Source organism: Streptomyces sp. NPDC001843 (assembly GCF_042891955.1).
Classification (GTDB): domain Bacteria; phylum Actinomycetota; class Actinomycetes; order Streptomycetales; family Streptomycetaceae; genus Streptomyces.
Genome location: NZ_JBIATQ010000009.1, coordinates 123,485 through 140,152, shown reverse-complemented (window position 1 = coordinate 140,152; position 16,668 = coordinate 123,485). Strand labels below are relative to the sequence as shown.

Here is a 16,668-nt window from a genome sequence, read left to right as displayed (position 1 = left end):
GCCGGGCCAGACTGGCCCGTATGACAGTTGACGCATTGACGGACGTCACGGGTCTCCGGGTGGGGCACGCGACCAGGATCGGCGACGGCCGGCTCACCGGCACCACGGTCGTGCTGGCGCCGGAGGGCGGGGCGGTCGCCGCCGTGGACGTGCGCGGTGGCGGCCCCGGCACCAAGGAGACCGACGCGCTCGACCCACGCAACATGGTGCAGAAGGTCGAGGCGGTGGTGCTGACCGGCGGCAGCGCGTACGGGCTCGACGCGGCGGCCGGCGTGATGGCCTGGCTCGAGGAGCGCGGGCGCGGGGTGCGGGTCGGGGCGGATCCGGCGCACGTCGTGCCGGTGGTGCCCGCCGCCTGTGTCTTCGACCTCGGTCGGGGCGGGGACTTCCGCGCCCGGCCGGACGCGGCCACGGGGCGGGCGGCGGTCGAGGCGGCCGCGGCGAGCGCGCCCGGCGCTCCGGTGCCCCAGGGGTGCGTGGGCGCCGGCACGGGCGCCGTCGTGGGCGCGCTCAAGGGCGGCATCGGGACCGCGAGCACGGTGCTCGGCTCGGGAGTCACGGTGGCCGCGCTGGTGGTGGTCAACGCCGTCGGGTCGGCGGTGGATCCGGAAACGGGGGTGCTGTACGGGGAGTTCTTCCAGGGGCGGGTGGAGTATCCGGAGGCGCACGTCCACGAGGCCGCGCGCCGGCGCATCGCCGAGTCCGCCGCACGCAACGCGCTGCCGCCGCTCAACACCACGCTCGCGGTGGTCGCCACCGACGCGGACCTGTCGAAGGCGCAGGCGCAGAAGCTGGCCGGCACGGCCCACGACGGCATCGCCCGCGCCGTCCGGCCGGTCCATCTCCTCAACGACGGCGACACCGTGTTCGCCCTGGCCACGGGGGCCCGCCCGCTCGCCGGCGAGGACCCGCTCGCGCTCAACCCCCTCCTCGCGGCCTGCCCGGACCTGGTCACCCGGGCGATCGCCCGCGCCGTACGCGCCGCCGAGCCGGTGTCCGGACCGGGCGGGTCGTGGCCGTCGTACGAGGAGCTGTACGGCGCCCGGTGAATCCCCGTTCCGCGGCTCCAGGTCCGCGGGCGGCTGTAATTGTCCTGGTTCTGTCACGTGGTGGCCTTCAGCGCGCACGGCTGGAACCCCTCCCGGCCCGGGTTCCCTCTTCGATCACACACCGAAGCTGATCACGCACCACACAAGAACCTGGAGAAGCCCGTGACAACGCCGGACATTGCAGCGCGGCGCGTACTGGGGGCCTGTGCCGCCCTGATGGTCGGCGCCCTCACCCTCACGGCGTGCGGCGGTGACGCCAGCGCCGACAACGGCGACGGCAAGGGCGGCAAGACCTCCGCCAAGACGTCGACCGCGAAGATAGTGATCTCGGCGAAGGACGGCTCGACCGGCGCGTCCATCAACGCCACCGGCGTGAAGGTCAGCGACGGAAAGCTGACCGACGTGAAGATGACCGTGGCGGGGTCGGGACAGGCCGTGCCGGGTGCCGTGACGGCCGACGGCAGCAGCTGGAAGCCGAAGGGGCAGCTGGAGCGCGGGACGAAGTACCAGATATCGGCGACCGCGAAGGACGGCAGCGGGCGCACGGCCGCCGCCAACTCCATCTTCACGACCGTCTCGACGTCGAACAGTTTCATCGGCACCTACACGCCGGACAACGGCGCCACGGTGGGCGCCGGGATGCCGGTGTCCTTCACCTTCGACAAGGCCATCACCGACAAGAAGGCCGTCCGGTCGCACATCACCGTCACCTCCAGCAGCGGGCAGCAGGTGGTGGGGCACTGGTTCGGCGCGCAGCGGCTCGACTTCCGGCCCCAGGAGTACTGGAAGGCCGGCTCCAAGGTCACGATGAAGATCGACTTGGACGGTGTCCAGGGCGCGAACGGCGTCTACGGCGTGCAGAAGAAGACGGTGACCTTCACCGTCGGCCGCTCGCAGGTCTCGACCGTCGACGTCAACACGCAGACCATGACCGTGGTCCGCGACGGCAAGACCCTGAGGTCGGTCCCGATCTCGGCGGGCAGCCCGGAGCACACCACGTACAACGGGCAGATGGTGATCTCCGAGAAGTTCACGCAGACCCGTATGAACGGTTCGACGGTCGGCTTCGGCGGCGAGTACGACATCCCGGACGTGCCGCATGCGATGCGCCTGACCCAGTCCGGCACCTTCGTCCACGGCAACTACTGGTACGACAAGGGAAATCCGCCGTTCGGGCGCACGGGCACCAGCCACGGCTGCGTGGGGCTCGCGGACGTGCAGGGCGCCCAGGGCGCCACGACCGCCAAGTGGTTCTACGACAACTCCCTCGTCGGCGACGTCGTGATCGTCAAGAACTCCCCGGACAAGACGGTCGCCCCGGACAACGGGCTCAACGGCTGGAACATGTCCTGGAGCGAGTGGACCGCGGGAAGTGACGCCTGACCGGCGGTCTTTGAGGGGAACTCGGGCCGTGCGGGAATTTTCCGCGCGGCCCGCGCGTTTCCCAAGCATACGTTTTCTCGGTTCCCGGACATGATGTCCGACCGAGGGGCTACGGTATGCACCCACAAGGTGACATGCAGCAACGCCGGGAGAAGCCTTGAGCGTTCCGTACGAGACGGCAGCGTACGAACCAGCCGAGTCGCCCGAGTCTCCAGAGGAGCACCTCGCGCGGCTCCTCGGCCGTGCCCTGAACTCCTTCGAGCTGCCCGACGAGTGCCTGCGTCAGCTGGACTGCCCGCTGGCGCACGACAGTTCGCTGCACTCCGCCCACCACAGCGCCGGGCTGCACCGCGAGACGTACCGGCACAGCTGGCTGCTGGCCGACGGCTCGGCGGTCACCCTCTGGGAGCTGGTGCACAACACCGCGCCCGGCAGCGAGCCGCAGCACGAGGTGTACGTGGACGAGGAGGAGCTGCGCGCCGCCACGTCCCGGCTGCCGCTGCCGCCGGACACGCCGGACTTCGAGCTGCCGGTCCTGACCCAGCTGTCACCGATCCCGGAGCCGCGGCACCTGTACGCCCCGGACGACTCGGCGGACCACGCGCGCCGGCTGCTGCGCCGCGCGGAGAACGCGGACCGGCCGGACGAGGAGACGGTGGCGCTGCTGTCCACGGCGTTCGCCCACCAGATCACCCAGGCCTTCGGCCGGCCGAGCCGGACCGGCCGGGGCACGCCCAGCTTCTCGCTCTACGAGCACGCCTTCCTGCTGCACGATGGCAAGGAGCTCTCCCTCTGGGAGGTCGAGCACACGGCGACGCCCGACGGACGGCACATGTGCGAGGTGTACGCCTCGGAGGACGCGGCCCGCGACGCCATGGAGCGGCGGGCGGCCCAGCAGGCCTGAGCCGGGCCTGCCGAGCCCGCCGAGCCCGCCGCGGCTTGGCCTACGGCCTGTGCAGCCGACGTATCAGACCGGCGAAGGCGTCCTGCTCCGCCGGGGTGAGTTCCACCGACTCCCGCTCCGGGGCGTGCGGATGCTGCTCCGGGAGGGCGCGCGGGAACCGGGCGGAGCGCCGTGCGGCGGCCTCGTAGCGGCGGCGGCGCAGGACGCCCGTCACGACGGTCACCCAGGCGGCGGTCGCCAGAGCGAGGAGGGTGACCACCACGAGCTGGTGGATCGAGACGTGCGCAGGCATAAGCCCCAGTACACACCACGGTCCGGGACTTCTGTCCCGGACCGTGACGTATCTCGCAGGTGCCGTGAAGGACTCACAGCATCCCAAAGGGCGAAGAAGCGACGGCGGTTACGCCGCGACGGGCTGCTTCCGCTCCGCCGTCCCCGTGGCCGCGCCGGCCGCGGCACCGGTGCCCGCGGCCTCACCGGCCTGCTTGCGCATGCCCTTCAGGACGACCACCATCGCCGTGGTGACGCACACACCGGCCGCGATGGCGATCAGGTAGAGGAACGCGTTGCCGATCAGCGGGACCACGAAGATGCCGCCGTGCGGGGCGCGCAGGGTGGCGCCGAACGTCATCGACAGGGCGCCGGTGATCGCGCCGCCGACCATCGAGGACGGGATGACCCGCAGCGGGTCGGCCGCCGCGAACGGGATCGCGCCCTCGGAGATGAAGGAGGCGCCGAGGACCCAGGCGGCCTTGCCGTTCTCCCGCTCGGTCTGGGTGAAGAGCTTGCCCCGGACGGTGGTGGCCAGGGCCATCGCCAGCGGCGGGACCATACCGGCCGCCATGACCGCCGCCATGATCTTCATCGCGGAGTCACTGGGGTTGGAGACCGCGATACCGGCGGTGGCGAAGGTGTACGCGACCTTGTTGACCGGGCCGCCGAGGTCGAAGCACATCATCAGGCCGAGCAGGGCGCCGAGCAGCAGGGCGTTGGCGCCGGAGAGGCCGTTCAGCCAGTCGGTCATGCCCTTCTGTGCGGACGCGATGGGCTTGCCGATGACCACGAACATCAGGAACCCGACGATCGCCGAGGAGATCAGCGGGATCACCACCACCGGCATGATGCCGCGCAACGCCGCCGGGATGCGGACCTTCTGGATGGCCATCACCACGCCACCGGCGATCAGACCGGCCGCCAGACCGCCGAGGAATCCCGCGTTGATCGTGGACGCGATCATGCCGCCCACGAAGCCGGGGACCAGGCCGGGCCGGTCCGCCATGCCGTAGGCGATGTAGCCCGCCAGGACCGGGACGAGGAAGCCGAACGCCACCGCGCCGATCTGGAACATCAGGGCCGCCCAGCTGTGCGACTGGGTCCACACGAAGTGGTCCATGACGGAGGGCGCCGACTTGATCTGGTAGCCGCCGATCGCGAAGCCCAGGGCGATCAGCAGACCGCCGGCCGCGACGAACGGGACCATGTAGCTGACGCCGGACATCAGCCACTTGCGCAGCTTGGTGCCGTAGCCCTCGCCGGCGTCCCCGGCCCGCTCGACCGGCGTGCCGGGCGCGGCGGCGGCCGTGACCTCGCCGCGCTCCGCCTTCTGACGGACCTCGGTGATCAGCTCGCCGGGCCGGTTGATGCCGGCCTTCACGCCGACGTCGACGGTCGGCTTCCCGGCGAAGCGGTCCTTGTCGCGCACCGGCACGTCGTGGGCGAAGATCACGCCGTCCGCCGCCGCGATCACCGCCGGGTCGAGCCGGGTGAAGCCGGCCGAACCCTGCGTCTCGACGACGACCTCGACGCCCGCCTCCCGGCCGGCGGTCTCCAGCGACTCGGCCGCCATGTAGGTGTGGGCGATGCCGGTCGGACAGGAGGTGACGGCGACGACTCGGAACGGCCGCTGCTCCTCGGCGGGAGTCCCGGCGGGGGCCGTGCCGCCCGCTGCGGCGTCGGCGGAGGCCGCCGCCGACGCCGCAGCGGAGTCTTCGGATGCGCCGGCCTCGTCGGCCGCTTCCTCGCCCCGGATGAGCGCGGCCGCCGCGGCGGCGTCGCCCACCGAGCGCAGCGCGGAGGTGAACTCGGCGTTCATCAGCTGCCGGGCCAGCGAGGACAGGATCGTCAGGTGGGCGTCGTCGGCACCGGCCGGCGCGGCGATCAGGAAGATCAGGTCGGCGGGTCCGTCGGGCGCGCCGAAGTCGATCCCGGCGGCGCTGCGCCCGAAGGCCAGGGTCGGCTCGGTGACGTGCTCGCTGCGGCAGTGCGGGATGCCTATGCCGCCGTCGAGGCCGGTCGGCATCTGCGCCTCACGGGCGGCCACGTCCGCGAGGAAGCCGTCCAGGTCGGTCACCCGGCCCAGGGCCACCATGCGCTCGGCGAGGGCGCGCGCCGCCGCCTCTTTGGTGTCGGCGGACAGGTCGAGGTCGACCAGGTCCGCGGTGATCATCTCGCTCATCGCGGGCTCCTTAGCACGCGTATCGCCCGGGGGGTGGGGTGGGCGGGGGTGGGGACGGGGGTGCTGTGGGGGGAAGCGGGGTGGGGGAAAGCCGGGTGGGGGGTGGCGGTGGGTGCGGAGGCGGGACCGGGGAAGCCCCGCCTCCGCGGGCCGGCAGAGCGGCTCAGGTTGCCCTGCCGGCCGGTGGCCGCGGCGAGTAACGGGGCGTCTCGCCGCTTCATGGCGAACCGTTTCAGCTCGGGGCGCCGGGAGGGGGCGGCGAGGAGCCGGGGCGGGGCGGCGAGCAGGGGCGTACGTGCGTTCATGACACCGGCTCCGTCAGATCGCGGTTCACCGGGACCTCCCTTGTGACCGTCACCGCCGCCGGGTCCAGGTCGGCGGGGGTCGGCATGACACTGCCGGGCAGCTGGACGGCGGCCGCGCCGTGCGCGACGGCCGAGGCGAGGGCCTCCGGACCGCTGCCGCCGGCGATCAGGAAACCGGCGAGCGAGGAGTCGCCGGCGCCCACGTTGCTGCGTACCGCGTCTACCCGCGCGCTGCCGAACCAGGCCCCCGAGGCGTCCACCAGCAGTTGCCCGTCGGCGCCCAGGCTCGCGAGCACGGCCCGCGCGCCCATCTCGCGCAGTTCCTCGGCCGCCTTCACCGCGTCGCCCACGGTCGCCAGGGGGCGCCCGACGGCCTCCGCCAGCTCCTCCGCGTTCGGCTTCACGACGTCGGGGCGCTCCCGCAGCGCCTCCAGCAGCGCGGGTCCCGACGTGTCCAGGGCGATGCGCTTGCCGGCGGCGTGCGCCCGCGCGACGAGGTCGGCGTACCAGGCCGGGGCGAGGCCGCGCGGCAGGCTGCCGCAGCACGCGATCCAGTCGGCGTCGCCCGACTGCGCGCGGACCGTCTCCAGCAGCAGCTCCTGCTCCTGACGGGACAGCTCAGGGCCGGGCGCGTTGATCTTCGTCAGTACGCCGTCCGCCTCCGCGAGGGCGATGTTGGAGCGGGTGGCCCCGGCGACCGGGACCGGCGCGACCTCGATGCCCTGCGCGTCGAGCAGCTCGGCGACGAGCGCACCGGGCGCACCACCCAGGGGCAGGACGGCGACGGTGCGCTGCCCGGCGGCGGTCACCGCGCGCGACACGTTGACGCCCTTGCCACCGGGATCCATGCGCTCGGTCTCGGCGCGGATGACCTCGCCGCGCTTCAGGGCCTGGACCTCGTAGGTACGGTCGAGGGACGGGTTGGGGGTGACGGTGAGGATCATGCGCGCACTACTTCCGTACCGCCGCGCTCGATGGCGACGGCGTCTTCGGGGTTCAGCCCACTGTCGGTGATCAGCAGGTCCACGTCGCTCAGGTCGCCGAAGCGGGCGAAGTGCTCCTGGCCGTGCTTGGTGGCGTCGGCGAGCAGCAGCACGCGGCGGGCGGCGGCGATCGCCGCGCGCTTGACCGCGGCCTCGGCGAGGTCGGGGGTGGTCAGACCGTGCTCGGCGGAGAAGCCGTTGGCGGCGAGGACCAGGACGTCGGCGCGGATCTCGCCGTACGCGCGCAGCGCCCAGGCGTCCACGGCGGCCCGCGTGCGGTGCCGTACGCGTCCTCCGACCAGATGGAGCTGGATGCCCGGGTGGTCGGCGAGACGGGCCGCGATCGGCAGGGAGTGCGTGACCACGGTCAGCCGGGCCTCCAGCGGGATGGCTCCGGCCAGGCGGGCGACCGTGGTGCCGGCGTCGAGGATCATCGTGCCCTCGGTCGGCAGTTCGGCCAGGGCCGCCTTGGCGATCCGGTCCTTCTCGTCGGCGGCGGTGCCCTCGCGCTCGGCGAGGTCCGGCTCGAAGTCGAGGCGTCCGGCCGGGATGGCACCGCCGTGCACCCGGCGGACCAGGCCGGCGCGGTCGAGGGCCTTCAGGTCGCGGCGGATCGTCTCCGCCGTCACCTGGAACTCCTCGGCGAGCGACAGCACGTCCACTCGGCCGCCGTCACGGGCGAGCCGGAGGATCGCCTGCTGCCGCTCCGGTGCGTACATGTCCGTTCGCCTCCGACTCATGCCCGAACGTGTGGTTTCATTCGGAGGCTACGCCCGGATGTCCGAAAAGTAAACGGGTTCGGACCGCATTCGGGCATGAACGGACTTCCGGCCGCGATCGGGGCAGGCCGAAGGGCCCGGCACCTGATGGCGCCGGGCCCTTGCCTCCGGCCGGAGCGGAACCCCGCCTCCGGACCCCGTCCGAGCTCAGGACACGAGTTCCCGCTCCCTGTCCTGCGCCGGCAGCTCGGTCGCGCCGCCCTCCACATGCTGCGCCGGACGCTTCGGCAGGGCGTACATCAGCAGGAAGATCACGCCCATCACCGCGGCCACCCAGCCCAGCGCGTGCTGGAACGCGTTCACGAAGGCGGGGCCGACCTCCGGGCGGGTCAGGTGGTCGCCGATCGAACCGAAGAAGACCACCGACACCAGGCCGAGCCCGAGCGCGTTACCCATCTGCTGCACGGTGTTGATCAGGCCGGACGCCGAACCGGCGTGCTCCCGCGGCACCTCGGAGAGCACCGCGTCCGTCAGCGGGGCGACGATCAGGCCCATGCCGGTGCCCATGACGACCAGCGGCAGCGCCATCTGCCAGGAGGCGATCGCGAGGCCGTACCGGTGGGCCTCCGCCATGTAGATGAGGACACCGAGGGCCATGAGCAGGGCGCCCGCCTGGAGCACCTTGCGGCCGAAGCGGGGCACCAGCTTCTGCACCGAGAGCCCGGCCGCCATGGAGACCGCGATCGAGAACGGCACGCCGGTCAGCCCGGCCCGCAGCGGCCTCCAGCCGAGGCCGACCTGCATGTACAGCGTCCACACCAGGAAGAACACGCCGAGCGCGACCCCGAAGACGGTCTGCACCGCGATGCCCGCCGCGAAGCTCTTCACCCGGAACAGCGACAGCTCGACCAGCGGGGACCCGTCCCGCGCGCTCTTGCGCCGCTCGTACGCCACCAGCGCCGCGAAGACGCCGACCGAGCCGGCCATCGACACGTAGCCCCACAGCGGCCAGCCCAGCTCACGGCCCCGGGTGAGCGGGTAGAGCAGCATCAGCAGGCCCAGCGTCACCAGCGCGACGCCGACGAGGTCCAGCTTCAGCGCCTTCGGGGCCTTGGACTCGGTGATGAAGCGGCGGCCGAGGAGGAGGGCGACGACACCGACCGGCAGGTTGATCAGGAAGATGGGCCGCCACTCGAGGCCGAACAGGTTCCACTCGGTCAGCAGCGCGCCCAGCAGCGGACCGGAGACCGCGCCGAGGCCGACGATCGCGCCGAAGAGCCCGAACACCTTGCCGCGCTCGTGCGCCGGGAACGTGGCGTGCACGATCGACAGCACCTGCGGCACCATCATCGCCGCCATCGCACCCTGCAGGATGCGGGAGGCGACCAGCATCTCCGGGTTCGCGGCGAAGCCGCACAGCGCGGAGGCGAGGGTGAAGCCGCCGACGCCGACGAGGAACAGTCGCTTGCGTCCGCGGATGTCGCCGAGCCGTCCGCCGGTGATCAGCCCGGCGGCGAAGGCCAGGGCGTAACCGGCGGTGATCCACTGGATCTGGCTGAAGGAGGCGCCCGCGTCCTGCTGGATCGACGGGATCGCGATGTTGACGATCGTGACGTCGACGAGGTCCATGAAGGCGGCGGTCATCACGATCGCGAGGGCGAACCAGCGACGGCGGTCGGCCGCCTCGTGCGGGGTGGGCTTACGGGTCTCGGAGGAGGTCATGCACCGAAGGTAGAGACTGAGTAGGTCAGATCATGTCCTAGTTCTGCGGCATCCTCTGACGTATGACGACGGACACCCCGGCCCGGCTCCTCCAGCTCCTCTCCCTCCTCCAGACGCCCCGCGAATGGCCGGGCGGCGAGCTCGCCGAGCGGCTCGGGGTGTCCCGCCGCACGGTCCGCCGGGACGTCGACCGGCTGCGCGAGCTCGGCTATCCCGTACAGGCGACGATGGGTGCCGACGGCGGGTACCGGCTGGTCGCGGGCAAGGCGATGCCGCCGCTGGTGCTCGACGACGAGGAGGCGGTGGCCATCGCCGTGGGGCTGCGGGCGGGCGCCGGGCACGCGGTGGCGGGAGTCGACGAGGCCTCGGTGCGCGCCCTGGCGAAACTGGAGCAGGTCCTGCCGGCCCGGCTGCGCCACCGCGTCTCCACGCTGCAGGCCGCTACCACCCCGCTGACCAGCGGGGACGGGGCGAGCATCGCACCGGAGACGCTCACCGTGATGGCGTCGACGGTGGCCGGCCGGGAACGGTTGCGGTTCGCGTACCGGGCCAAGGACGGCAGCGAGTCGCGGCGGCTGGCCGAGCCCTACCGGCTGGTGTCGACCGGGCGGCGGTGGTACCTCGTGGCGTACGACCTGAACCGGGACGACTGGCGCACGTTCCGGGTCGACCGGGTGAGCGATCCGTTCGCGACCGGGGCGCGGTTCACCCCGCGCGAGCTGCCCACGGGGAGCGCGGCGGAGTATCTGCGCCAGTCCATTCATGGACGGCAGGACGCGTACGAGTACGAGGTCGAGTTCGCGGAGTCGGTGGACTTCGTCGCGTCCCGGGTGCCGGCCTGGGTGGGCCGACCGGAGGCGGTGGGCTCCGCGAGGTGCGTGGTGCGCGGAACGTCCGGGGGCCCCATGGAGTGGCTGGCAGTGCGGCTGGCGATGGTGGGCTGCGACTTCGTCGTCCGGCGGCCCGAGGAACTCCTCACCTGCGTGAGGGAGTTGGGCGGGCGCCTGAGCAGGGCGGGGTGCCTGTGAGGAGTTCGTGCCACCGGCGGTGCGCCATACCCGTGTGGCAAAATCTATGGTCCGACGGTTCACCCCGGGGTTCAGGTACGGGGTGGACCGCCGCCCCGCCGCCCCGGCATGCCCGCGGTTCACCCCGGGGTTCAGGTACGGGGTGGACCGCCGCCCCGCCGCCCCGCCGCCCCGGCATGCCCGCGTGACGCCGAGGAGCCGGGCTCCGGCACCCGGGGGGACAGGCACCGAAGCCCGGCTCTGGGAAGGTCCCGGCGCCGGGGGGGATGTGCGTCGGGACGTGGCATCAGGGTGAGAGAACGTTTCCGCTCACGTCTCTCTTCACGGCGGCTGGGAGGTGCCCCCTCTGAGGGAGCGCGGGTCAGGGCCGCGGACTGCTGGGCCCCGAGGGGTTTTTCCCGGGGCCCCACGAGTTGAAGCGGCGCTCCAGAGCCATGTTTGCGCGGTCTTCCGCCACCCGGCGTACGCGTCCGCGGTCGCCGGGGCGATCGGCACACCGGGCAGGCCCTGCGCCGCCGCCCTACGCGGCCGCGTCGAAGCCGGTGCTCCGGGCCAGCTTCTTCAGCTCCAGCAGTGCGTGCTTCTCGATCTGGCGGATGCGTTCGCGGGTCAGACCGTGCTCCTTGCCGACCTCCGTCAGCGTGCGCTCGCGGCCGTCCTCGATGCCGTAGCGCATCTTGATGATGGAGGCGGTGCGCTGGTCGAGGCGGCCGATCAGATCGTCCAGCTCCTCGCTGCGCAGCAGCGTAAGCACCGACTGCTCGGGCGACACCGCGGAGGTGTCCTCGAGCAGGTCGCCGAACTGGGTCTCGCCCTCGTCGTCCACCGACATGTTCAGCGAGACCGGGTCACGGGCCCAGTCGAGCACGTCGGTGACGCGCTCGGGCGTCGAGCCGAGCTCGGCGGCGATCTCCGAGGGCTCCGGCTCACGGCCGTTCTCCCGGTTGAACTCGCGCTGCACACGCCGGATGCGGCCCAGCTCCTCCACGAGGTGGACGGGCAGCCGGATGGTGCGGGACTGGTCCGCGATCGAGCGGGTGATCGCCTGCCGGATCCACCAGGTGGCGTAGGTCGAGAACTTGAAGCCCTTGCGGTAGTCGAACTTCTCGACGGCCCGCACCAGGCCCGCGTTGCCCTCCTGGATCAGGTCGAGCAGGGGCAGTCCGCTGCGGGGGTAACGGCGTGCGACGGCGACGACCAGGCGCAGGTTGGAGCGGATGAACACGTCCTTGGCGCGCTCCCCCTCGGCGACCAGGGCCTCGAGCTCCTCACGGGTGGCGTCCGTCTTGGACTCCTCGTACCCGTCGAGGATCTGCCGTGCGAACACGCCCGCCTCTATGGTCTGGGACAGGTCGACTTCCTTGGCGGCGTCGAGCAGCGGTGTCCGTGCGATCTCGTCGAGGTACATGCCGACCAGGTCGCGGTCGGCGATCTCGCCGCCATGGGCGCGAACACTGCTTGCCGCGTCGGTCGTCTCGCCGGTGGCGGACTGACGACGGGCGACGGCACGGGTTGCCATGCGTGCTCCCTTGCGATGGTGGGTCAGCGGGTGGTCCAGGCGGACACTCGGCACTCCGCGGGTGGAACGGTTGGGACTCTCCTCGGGTGCCCGGCATCCGAAGGAAACAACGACTGGAATCCGGACAGAATTCCCAACCCACCCCTCGTTTTTTCTGATCATGCAGTACCCTGTCCGGCCACACAGGGAGGTGCAATGCTCTCAGAGCGTGCAGAGGTGCAGGTCAGGCCGGGTACCGAGGGTGACCTCGAAGCCCTCACCGACATCTACAACCACTACGTGCGTGAGACGCCCATCACATTCGACATCACGCCGTTCACGCCCGAGGAGCGTCGCCCCTGGCTGCTCTCCCACCCGGAAGACGGCCCGTACCGCCTGATGGTTGCCGTGGCCGCGGAGTCCCAGGAGATTCTGGGCTACGCCACGTCCAGCCCCCACCGGCCGAAGCCCGCGTACAGCACGTCCGTGGAGACGACCGTCTACCTCGCACCGCACGCCGGCCGCCGCGGCATCGGCACCCTGCTGTACAAGGCCCTCTTCGAGGCCCTGTCCGGCCAGGACCTGCATCGCGCCTACGCGGGTATCGCACAGCCGAACGAGGCGTCCACCCGGCTGCACGAGCGCTTCGGCTTCCGCCACATCGGCACCTACCGGGAGATCGGCCGCAAGTTCGGCCGGTACTGGGACGTCGCCTGGTACGAGAAGGAGCTCTGACCCCACGGTCGACCCGGCCCGCGGTCGGCATCCCCAGCCGCCCGGCCGACCGCGGGCCGCCGCTCAGCCGAACTGCACCGACCGCTTCGCCATGCCCATCCAGAAGCCGTCGATCACGGACTTCTGCGCGTCGAGTTCATCGCCGGCCTCCGCCGCGCCCATGGTGACGAAGAGCGGGGCGAAGTGCTCGGTGCGCGGGTGGGCGTAGCGGCCCGCGGGGGCCTTGTCGAGGAAGTCCAGCAGAGCGTCCCAGTCGCGGGTCTCCAGCGCACGCCGTCCCCAGTCGTCGAACTCGGAGGACCAGCTGGGCACCCCGTTGCCCGCGTGCCGCAGCGCGGCCAGGTTGTGGGTGAAGAAGCCGGAGCCGACGATCAGCACACCCTCGTCGCGCAGCGGGGCGAGCCTGCGGCCGATCTCCATCAGGCGCACCGGGTCGAGGGTCGGCATGGAGATCTGCAGGACCGGGATGTCGGCGGCGGGGAACATCTCCACCAGGGGGACGTAGGCACCGTGGTCGAGACCGCGGTCCGGGATGTCCTGCACGGGCATACCGGGGGCGCGCAGCAGCTTGCGTACGGACTCGGCGAGCTCCGGTGCGCCGGGGGCCTCGTACTTCACCCGGTAGTAGTGCTCGGGGAACCCCCAGAAGTCGTAGACGAGCGGGACGGTCGTCGTCGCACCGAGGGCGAGGGGTGCCTCCTCCCAGTGGGCGGAGACCATGAGGATCGCCTTGGGGCGGGGCAGGTCGGCGGACCATGCGGCGAGCTGCCCCGGCCAGACGGGGTCGTCGGCGAGCGGCGGGGCACCGTGGCTGAGGTAGAGGGCGGGCATGCGCTCCGGCGCGGTGGCAGACATGAGGCGGCTCCCTCGTCGACGATTGCTTTAACTCTCAAGCTCTACCGAACAGTGTAGGCCACACTTGTTTAAGCTTCAAGAAGGCACCCCGTACAGTGGGACGCATGAACACGGCATCCGAATCCGCCGACGAGCACCGCTGGCTCACCGACGAGGAGCAGCGCGTCTGGCGCTCGTACCTGCACGCCACCACGCTGCTGGAGGACTTCCTCGACCGTCAGCTGCAGCGCGACGCCGGAATGCCGCACGTCTACTACGGCCTGCTCGTCGGACTCGCCGAGGCCCCGCGTCGCCGGCTGCGGATGACCGAGCTGGCCATGAGGGCCAAGATCACCCGCTCCCGCCTCTCGCACGCCATCGCCCGCCTGGAGAAGAACGGCTGGGTACGCCGCGAGGACTGCCCCTCCGACAAGCGCGGCCAGTTCGCGGTGCTGACCGAGGAGGGGTACGAGGTGCTGCGGCGCACCGCGCCGGGCCATGTCACCGCCGTACGCCAGGCCCTCTTCGAGCGCCTGACCCCGGAACAGCAGAAGACCCTCGGCGAGATCATGGAGATCGTCGCCGAGGGCCTTCAGCCCGACGAAGCGGGTGCCGACCTGCCGTGGCTCCGCTGAGGGAGCCGCGGCGCGCTGCCTGAGGGAGCCGCGGCGCCCTGCCTAGTGAGCGATCACCGGCACCGCGGCCTCGTCCTCGACCCCGTCACCGGAGGCGACCGCGCCGGAGCCCGGGCTGCCGGCGTTGACGAAGGTCACCACGATCGCGGCGGAGAGCACCAGGATGCCGACCGCGAACCAGATGGCGTTGGTGTAGCCGTGCACCATGCCCTGGAGCTGGACCAGCTGCTGCTGCGGCTTGGTGGCCGCGGTCGCCATGTGGTCCTTGATGTACGAAGTGGTCGCGGAGGACGCGATCGTGTTCAGCAGGGCCGTACCGATCGCACCGCCCACCTGCTGCGACGTGTTGACCATCGCCGAGGCCACACCGGCGTCCCGCGGCTCGACGCCCGTGGTCGCCAGGGACATGGCCGGCATGAACGCCGTACCCATGCCGAGGCCGAGCAGCAGCATCGCGGGCAGCAGCAGGGTCGCGTACGACGAGCCGATCTCCAGCCGGGTCAGCAGCAGCATGCCGAGCGAGGCGACCAGGAAGCCAGGGCCCATCAGCAGCCGGGCCGGGACCCGGGTCATCAGACGGGCGCCGATCTGGGTGGAGCCGGTGATCATGCCCGCGATCATCGGCAGGAACGCGAATCCGGTCTTCACCGGGGAGTAGCCCTTCACGACCTGCAGGTAGTAGGTCAGGAAGAGGAACAGGCCGAACATCGCGATGATCGCGAGGCCCAGCGAGAGGTAGATGCCACCGCGGTTGCGGTCGGTGACCACGCGCAGCGGCAGCAGCGGGGCCGCGACCCTGGACTCGACGACCACGAAGGCGAGCAGCAGCACGGCGGACGCGACGAACATGCCGACCGTCAGGGAGTCGCCCCAGCCGTCGGACTCGGCGCGGGTGAAGCCGTAGACCAGGGACACCAGGCCGAGCGTGGACAGGACCACACCCGGGATGTCGAGCGCGGAGCGGTTGCGGCCGCCCTCCGGCTCACGGATGACGAAGTAGGCACCGGCCGCGGCGACCACCGCGAAGGGGACGTTCACGAAGAAGGTCCAGCGCCAGTCCAGGTACTCGGTGAGGAAGCCGCCGAGGATCAGGCCGACGGCGCCGCCACCACCGGCGATGGCACCGTAGATGCCGAACGCCTTGGCACGCTCCTTGGCGTCCGTGAACATCACGGCGAGCAGCGAGAGCGCGGCGGGGGCGAGCATGGCGCCGAAGACGCCCTGGAGGGCGCGGGCGCCGAACATCATCGTGCCGTTGGTCGCGGCACCGCCGAGCGCGGAGGCGGCGGCGAAGCCGGCCAGACCTATGACGAAGGCCCGCTTGCGGCCCCACAGGTCGGCGATCCGGCCACCGAAGAGGAGCAGACCGCCGAAGGCCAGGGCGTACGCCGTCACGACCCACTGGCGGTTGCCGTCGGAGATGCCCAGGTCCTGCTGGGCGGAGGGCAGGGCGATGTTCACGATGGTCGCGTCGAGGACGACCATCAGCTGGGCGAGCGCGATGAAGACGAGCGCTTTCCAGCGGTTGGGGTCGGCGGTGCCGAGGGTGGCCGGGGCTGTTTCTGACATGGGGATACTCACTTCAAGACGTCGTAAAGCACGTCGGGGACGTCATGAGTAACGTCCTGGACGCCGTAAGGAAAAAGGCATGAGGGCATCGGCGGCTCGCCGTGCGCACGGCGGCCGGAGGTCGGCTGTTATGAGGTCGGCTGTTACGGGGTTCGACCGGTGTACGGCCCGGAACTCATCGGTCAGGTCTGCCGGAAGTCCTCCATGGTCGCGGCCGTACCCGGGAGTACGGAGCGGGCCGGGGCCCGCAGCCCGTCCAGGAACAGCTGCAGGAGTCGGTGGGCGAAGCGGTCCATGCTGATGCAGTCCGCACCGGCCGGGGGCCGGCTGAGCTGGTTCACGGCGAGCATCAGGTCGCCGACACAGACGTCGGGGCGGAGCCGGCCGGCCGCCTTGGCGCGGTCCATGACTTCCTCGACGGTCTGCTCGGCCCGCTTGCGGGCCGCTTCGAGGTCGGGGTGGTTCTGGTCGAACGTGGTGGAGACCATCGGGCACAGCGCGCTGATCCGCTCGTCGGCGGCGGTGTGCACGAAACGCTCCAGAGCCGCGAAGGCGTCCCCCGTCTCCGCGAGAGCCTCCTCCGCCGCGCGCGCCGTACGGTCGATGACGAAGCAGACGACCTCCCGGACCAGGGCGTCGCGGTCCGGGAAGTTGCGGTACACCGTGGCGTTGCCGACACCGGCCCGGCGGGCGATCTCGTCGAGCGGCACGTCGGGGCCGTACTCGACGAACATCTCCCGGGCGGCTGTGATGATCCGCTCCCGGTTGCGCAGGGCGTCGGCGCGCGGCCGGGTCACCTTGCGCTGCACGGGGGTCGCGGTGGGCACGGCGTACTCCTGACTCGTCGGG

15 protein-coding genes are annotated in these 16,668 nt (G+C 71.6%); 6 read left to right on the top strand and 9 right to left on the bottom strand.

The window, feature by feature from the left end; all coding sequences use genetic code 11:
• Positions 1–20: 20 nt before the first annotated feature.
• From ACFYZQ_RS23205 to ACFYZQ_RS23195, 3 genes are all read left to right on the top strand, one after another.
• Positions 21–1,049: a P1 family peptidase gene (locus tag ACFYZQ_RS23205; RefSeq protein WP_389150772.1), complete on the top strand. Its 1,029-nt coding sequence runs from the start codon at positions 21–23 to the stop codon at positions 1,047–1,049.
• A 162-nt stretch (positions 1,050–1,211) separates the two neighbouring features.
• Positions 1,212–2,432, top strand: a complete 1,221-nt coding sequence (locus ACFYZQ_RS23200; protein ID WP_389150769.1) for an Ig-like domain-containing protein — start codon at positions 1,212–1,214, stop codon at positions 2,430–2,432.
• A gap of 157 nt (positions 2,433–2,589) precedes the next feature.
• Positions 2,590–3,336: a DUF6227 family protein gene (locus tag ACFYZQ_RS23195; protein ID WP_389150766.1), complete on the top strand. Its 747-nt coding sequence runs from the start codon at positions 2,590–2,592 to the stop codon at positions 3,334–3,336.
• Positions 3,337–3,376: 40 nt separating this feature from the next.
• On the opposite strand, the gene ACFYZQ_RS23190 is transcribed toward ACFYZQ_RS23195, so the two are convergent.
• The 5 genes from ACFYZQ_RS23190 to ACFYZQ_RS23170 form a co-directional block, all read right to left on the bottom strand.
• Positions 3,377–3,628 carry a hypothetical protein gene (locus ACFYZQ_RS23190; protein WP_389150763.1) on the bottom strand — a complete coding sequence of 84 codons (252 nt, stop codon included), beginning with the start codon at positions 3,626–3,628 and terminating at the stop codon, positions 3,377–3,379.
• Positions 3,629–3,736: 108 nt separating this feature from the next.
• Positions 3,737–5,791 carry a fructose-specific PTS transporter subunit EIIC gene (locus ACFYZQ_RS23185; protein WP_389150760.1) on the bottom strand — a complete coding sequence of 685 codons (2,055 nt, stop codon included), beginning with the start codon at positions 5,789–5,791 and terminating at the stop codon, positions 3,737–3,739.
• Between the two features lie 301 nt (positions 5,792–6,092).
• Positions 6,093–7,040, bottom strand: coding sequence for a 1-phosphofructokinase (gene pfkB, locus ACFYZQ_RS23180; RefSeq protein ID WP_389150757.1), 948 nt, complete (start codon positions 7,038–7,040; stop codon positions 6,093–6,095).
• On the bottom strand, positions 7,037–7,798 hold the full coding sequence (locus ACFYZQ_RS23175; RefSeq protein ID WP_389151354.1) for a DeoR/GlpR family DNA-binding transcription regulator: 762 nt from the start codon (positions 7,796–7,798) through the stop codon (positions 7,037–7,039). The genes pfkB and ACFYZQ_RS23175 overlap by 4 nt, the downstream gene beginning before the upstream one ends.
• Before the next feature lie 207 nt (positions 7,799–8,005).
• A complete protein-coding gene (locus tag ACFYZQ_RS23170; protein ID WP_389150754.1) occupies positions 8,006–9,520 on the bottom strand; it encodes an MFS transporter in 1,515 nt (504 codons plus the stop codon).
• 62 nt (positions 9,521–9,582) lie between these two features.
• Here ACFYZQ_RS23170 and ACFYZQ_RS23165 point away from each other — a divergent pair, with 62 nt between their 5' ends.
• Entirely contained in the window at positions 9,583–10,548 is a 966-nt protein-coding gene (locus ACFYZQ_RS23165) for a helix-turn-helix transcriptional regulator (RefSeq protein WP_389150752.1), read from the top strand.
• A gap of 520 nt (positions 10,549–11,068) precedes the next feature.
• On the opposite strand, the gene ACFYZQ_RS23160 is transcribed toward ACFYZQ_RS23165, so the two are convergent.
• Complete coding sequence (locus ACFYZQ_RS23160) at positions 11,069–12,067, bottom strand: RNA polymerase sigma factor RpoD/SigA (RefSeq protein ID WP_389150750.1); 999 nt, start codon at positions 12,065–12,067, stop codon at positions 11,069–11,071.
• A 195-nt stretch (positions 12,068–12,262) separates the two neighbouring features.
• On the opposite strand from ACFYZQ_RS23160, the gene ACFYZQ_RS23155 reads away from it, so the two are divergent.
• Positions 12,263–12,781: a GNAT family N-acetyltransferase gene (locus ACFYZQ_RS23155; protein ID WP_389150748.1), complete on the top strand. Its 519-nt coding sequence runs from the start codon at positions 12,263–12,265 to the stop codon at positions 12,779–12,781.
• A gap of 63 nt (positions 12,782–12,844) precedes the next feature.
• Here ACFYZQ_RS23155 and ACFYZQ_RS23150 read toward each other — a convergent pair whose 3' ends face one another.
• Entirely contained in the window at positions 12,845–13,636 is a 792-nt protein-coding gene (locus tag ACFYZQ_RS23150) for a dioxygenase (protein WP_389150745.1), read from the bottom strand.
• Positions 13,637–13,740: 104 nt separating this feature from the next.
• Here ACFYZQ_RS23150 and ACFYZQ_RS23145 point away from each other — a divergent pair, with 104 nt between their 5' ends.
• On the top strand, positions 13,741–14,250 hold the full coding sequence (locus ACFYZQ_RS23145) for a MarR family winged helix-turn-helix transcriptional regulator (protein WP_389150743.1): 510 nt from the start codon (positions 13,741–13,743) through the stop codon (positions 14,248–14,250).
• A 42-nt stretch (positions 14,251–14,292) separates the two neighbouring features.
• Here ACFYZQ_RS23145 and ACFYZQ_RS23140 read toward each other — a convergent pair whose 3' ends face one another.
• Complete coding sequence (locus ACFYZQ_RS23140) at positions 14,293–15,819, bottom strand: MFS transporter (protein ID WP_389150740.1); 1,527 nt, start codon at positions 15,817–15,819, stop codon at positions 14,293–14,295.
• A 182-nt stretch (positions 15,820–16,001) separates the two neighbouring features.
• A complete protein-coding gene (locus ACFYZQ_RS23135) occupies positions 16,002–16,646 on the bottom strand; it encodes a TetR/AcrR family transcriptional regulator (protein WP_389150737.1) in 645 nt (214 codons plus the stop codon).
• Positions 16,647–16,668 lie beyond the last annotated feature (22 nt).

Bases quoted from the DNA above. Each gene is read 5' to 3' on its own strand.
- ACFYZQ_RS23205 (WP_389150772.1), top strand. From the start codon at position 21: ATGACAGTTGACGCATTGACGGACGTCACGGGTCTCCGGGTGGGGCAC.
- ACFYZQ_RS23190 (WP_389150763.1), bottom strand. From the start codon at position 3,628: ATGCCTGCGCACGTCTCGATCCACCAGCTCGTGGTGGTCACCCTCCTC.
- ACFYZQ_RS23185 (WP_389150760.1), bottom strand. From the start codon at position 5,791: ATGAGCGAGATGATCACCGCGGACCTGGTCGACCTCGACCTGTCCGCC.
- pfkB (WP_389150757.1), bottom strand. From the start codon at position 7,040: ATGATCCTCACCGTCACCCCCAACCCGTCCCTCGACCGTACCTACGAG.
- ACFYZQ_RS23175 (WP_389151354.1), bottom strand. From the start codon at position 7,798: ATGTACGCACCGGAGCGGCAGCAGGCGATCCTCCGGCTCGCCCGTGAC.
- ACFYZQ_RS23170 (WP_389150754.1), bottom strand. From the start codon at position 9,520: ATGACCTCCTCCGAGACCCGTAAGCCCACCCCGCACGAGGCGGCCGAC.
- ACFYZQ_RS23165 (WP_389150752.1), top strand. From the start codon at position 9,583: ATGACGACGGACACCCCGGCCCGGCTCCTCCAGCTCCTCTCCCTCCTC.
- ACFYZQ_RS23160 (WP_389150750.1), bottom strand. From the start codon at position 12,067: ATGGCAACCCGTGCCGTCGCCCGTCGTCAGTCCGCCACCGGCGAGACG.
- ACFYZQ_RS23155 (WP_389150748.1), top strand. From the start codon at position 12,263: ATGCTCTCAGAGCGTGCAGAGGTGCAGGTCAGGCCGGGTACCGAGGGT.
- ACFYZQ_RS23150 (WP_389150745.1), bottom strand. From the start codon at position 13,636: ATGTCTGCCACCGCGCCGGAGCGCATGCCCGCCCTCTACCTCAGCCAC.
- ACFYZQ_RS23145 (WP_389150743.1), top strand. From the start codon at position 13,741: ATGAACACGGCATCCGAATCCGCCGACGAGCACCGCTGGCTCACCGAC.
- ACFYZQ_RS23140 (WP_389150740.1), bottom strand. From the start codon at position 15,819: ATGTCAGAAACAGCCCCGGCCACCCTCGGCACCGCCGACCCCAACCGC.